Origin of the sequence: Segatella copri, assembly GCF_949820605.1 — a bacterium.
Lineage (GTDB): Bacteria > Bacteroidota > Bacteroidia > Bacteroidales > Bacteroidaceae > Prevotella.
This window is the reverse complement of the sequence record NZ_CATKVU010000011.1, coordinates 1-3,213: the sequence shown is the minus strand read 5'-3', so window position 1 is coordinate 3,213 and position 3,213 is coordinate 1. Positions and strand designations below refer to the sequence as shown.

Below are 3,213 nucleotides of genomic sequence, written 5' to 3'. Positions count from 1 at the left end.
AGCCATCATCTGGTACCTAAGAATCTACAAGAATGGGAAGTATTGTACCTTTCCCCATGCCATCGAATTGCTTAACCGCAGATACGAGGATGTCTTTCCGATACTGACGAGCTATCCCGAACTGGAGAACTACCTATCTCCGTTCATGGATGCCTGGCAAGGTGGGGCGATGGAGCAGTTGGCGGGTCAGATTGCCAGCGCAAAGATACCGCTGTCACGAATGATCTCACCACAACTCTACTGGGTGATGTCCGCAAGCGAGTTTACACTCGACATCAACAATCCCGAATGAACCGAAGATTCTGTGTGTCGGCAACAATCCCGACCGACAGAACATTTATGGTGCGGCACTCGGCTTGTACAACAGCCGCATCGTGAAACTCATCAACAAGAAGGGACAACTCAAATCATCCGTTATCATTGACGAGTTGCCGACCATCTATTTCAAAGGCTTGGATAACCTGATTGCTACGGCACGAAGCAACAAGGTGGCGGTGTGCTTGGGCTTCCAGGACTTCTCGCAGTTGGTTCGCGATTATGGAGACAAGGAGGCAAAGGTGGTTATCAATACCGTAGGTAACATCTTCAGCGGACAGGTCGTTGGCGAGACCGCCAAGACTTTATCCGAGCGTTTCGGCAAGGTGCTCCAAAAGCGTCAGTCCATTTCCATCAACCGACAGGATGTCTCTACGTCCATCAATACCCAAATGGACAGTCTCATTCCGCCAAGCAAGATTAGTGGTCTTACCCAAGGTATGTTTGTCGGCTCTGTTTCCGACAACTTCACCGAGCGCATAGAGCAGAAGATCTTCCATGCCGAGATTGTCGTTGACACCGACAAGGTAAAGCGAGAGGAAAGCCATTATCAGCCTATCCCCATCATCAACGACTTCAAGGATGCGGATGGCAACGACTGCATGAAGCAAGCCATTCAGGACAACTACAACCAAATCAAGGAAGATGTCAAGCTGATTGTCAAGGACGAGCTGGAGCGCATCACTGGTGACGAGAGCTTAAAGCATCTCATACAGAAATAAACAATAAGGCGAGTAACTTTTAGGAATTGTCCTTTTCAGTTACTCGCCCCTGCATACATATATGGGATTTATCGTTTTTTATCGTCTCATTCTTTCCAATTCATCATCCTTTCGCATTTTGTCGTTCAACTTCTCCTGCATTCTGTCAAGGAAGTAAGTACGGCTATGGTTCTTGCGTCTTCTGATGTCGGTATAGAAACGATAGCAGTCCTTGGCTTTGATACCAAAGAACTGGTACATGGCTTGCGCCAAGTCCTTGAACTTCACATCGCCATCGTTCACGCTTCCCATTACGCAGATGCCATATACCATTTCTACAAGGTCAACGGCATTGCCAGTCCATTTTACTAATGGCTTTGATTCTGATGATACTGGCGGAGAGGCTTCTGAAGTGGATGTGGTCACATGAAGATGATATGTTGCTGCCACATGCTCTTGCATCCTTCGGACAAATGCAATAGCCTTGCGCACATACAAGCCTACGGTTCCCAAACAATCCTTTATATGGGGCATTGACAGATGAAAGTCAAGCTCGGTCTCTGCGTATGACAGTGCAAAGACCGCTTGCTTCACGTTGGTGCTGCATAAATCAACCACAACCTTGATAAACTCACGGTATGAGTTCTCCAAAGCGTTACCACCTTTGTTCTTATGACCTGCATTCAGCAAGTTGAAAAAATCAGTCTCTATCAATATGTTGTATTCCATGTTGCTGTCTCTTTTATGGGTTTGTACTAATTTGATGTTTCTGTGCGCACACCATTTATTAGTCCAACACCTATGCCATTCCAAGACAGACTAAACAATAGGATGATGATATTTCCTGATAATCAGCAACTTTATCAAGAGAATAAGATTTTCACAAGGAAATTGCAAGCAGAAATAGTGTAAGGAAAACCGGACACTCGTCCAATCTTCCTTACACGGTTCTTATACCGTTACAACTTGTTAGTTGGAATACCATACTCTTTCATACGGGCATAGAATGTAGTATGGCTCATTTCCAACATTTTTGCCGCATCACGCTTGATGCCATTGCATTGCTTCAAAGCCCACAAGATACGCTCTCGATTGATCTTGCGTTCTTGTTCATCAAAGTCCAAAGCCTCTTCTGTCAATGCCGATTGTGACAACTGCAAGTCCTCGACATCTATTATCTCATTCTCGCATAACAGCATAGCTCGCATGATACATGATTTCAACTCACGCACATTGCCTGGCCATGTATGGCTTACAAGTGCCCTTTGCGCTTCCTTACTGATACATTTTATTTCTTTGTCCGTATGCCTATCATATAGTTTCAGGAAGAAGTTAGCTAATGGCATAATATCTTCCTTGCAATCTCGCAACCGTGGAATCTCAATAACCGCTTCGTGAAGTCGATAATACAGATCGCTTCTGAATCGTCCTTCCCGAACTGCCTCTTGCAGGTTTTCGTTGGTGGCGGCAATAATGCGCACATCAGCCACTTTATCTTTTGTAGCTCCCAATGGTCGGTAGCTCTTGGATTGCAACACACGCAGCAACATCGCCTGTACGTCTTTCGGCAGGTTGCCTATCTCGTCCAAGAACAGCGTACCTCCAGCAGCCAATTCAAAGTAACCTTTTCTTGCTGCGTCTGCACTTGTGAATGCTCCTTTCTCATGTCCGAAGAGAGCGGAAACGGCAAGTTCCGCAGAAAGCGTACCGCAATCTACTACTTCAAAAGGCTTGTCGGCTCTTTTGCTTTGCAGATGTATCTTTTCCGCTATATGTTCTTTGCCTGTTCCGTTGTCTCCCAATATCATAACAGCCATGTCGCTTTTGGCAAACAATTCTGCCATTTTGTATATACGGCGAAACTTCTCACTTTTGCGGTAAACAATCTTGTTATTCAACTCTACGAGTCGTTTCTGCTTGTCTATGATTTCTTCCAAACGTTCATAAACTACATCAAGCAACAATTTCTTCGGTATATAGTCTTCTGCTCCCAATTTCATAGTCCTCACGGCACTCATGCTTTCATCGTAAGATGTCATGATGATAAATGGATTCTGGTAGCCGTTACTACGCATCCATTCCAACAGGTCGATGCCGTTATCATTCCCCAAGCGCATATCCGAAATGACAACATCCCATTCAGAGGATTCCCTCACAGCTTTCAGACCATCTCTGTAATTGTAGCATAAGATTGTTT

At 45.1% G+C, this 3,213-nt stretch carries 2 protein-coding genes and 1 pseudogene; 1 reads left to right on the top strand and 2 read right to left on the bottom strand.

The window, feature by feature from the left end; all coding sequences use genetic code 11:
* Positions 1 to 1,037: pseudogene (locus RCO84_RS16900) on the top strand (TraM recognition domain-containing protein); the annotation flags it as partial.
* 78 nt (positions 1,038 to 1,115) lie between these two features.
* Here RCO84_RS16900 and RCO84_RS16895 read toward each other — a convergent pair.
* Positions 1,116 to 1,745 carry an RteC domain-containing protein gene (locus RCO84_RS16895; protein WP_117663913.1) on the bottom strand — a complete coding sequence of 210 codons (630 nt, stop codon included), beginning with the start codon at positions 1,743 to 1,745 and terminating at the stop codon, positions 1,116 to 1,118.
* Positions 1,746 to 1,975: 230 nt separating this feature from the next.
* A partial coding sequence (locus RCO84_RS16890; RefSeq protein ID WP_317585820.1) for a sigma-54-dependent transcriptional regulator occupies positions 1,976 to 3,213 on the bottom strand: 1,238 nt, incomplete at its 5' end.

What these genes read in the sequence shown, in the direction of transcription:
- RCO84_RS16895 (WP_117663913.1), bottom strand. Translation starts at nt 1,745, where the DNA reads ATGGAATACAACATATTGATAGAGACTGATTTTTTCAACTTGCTGAAT.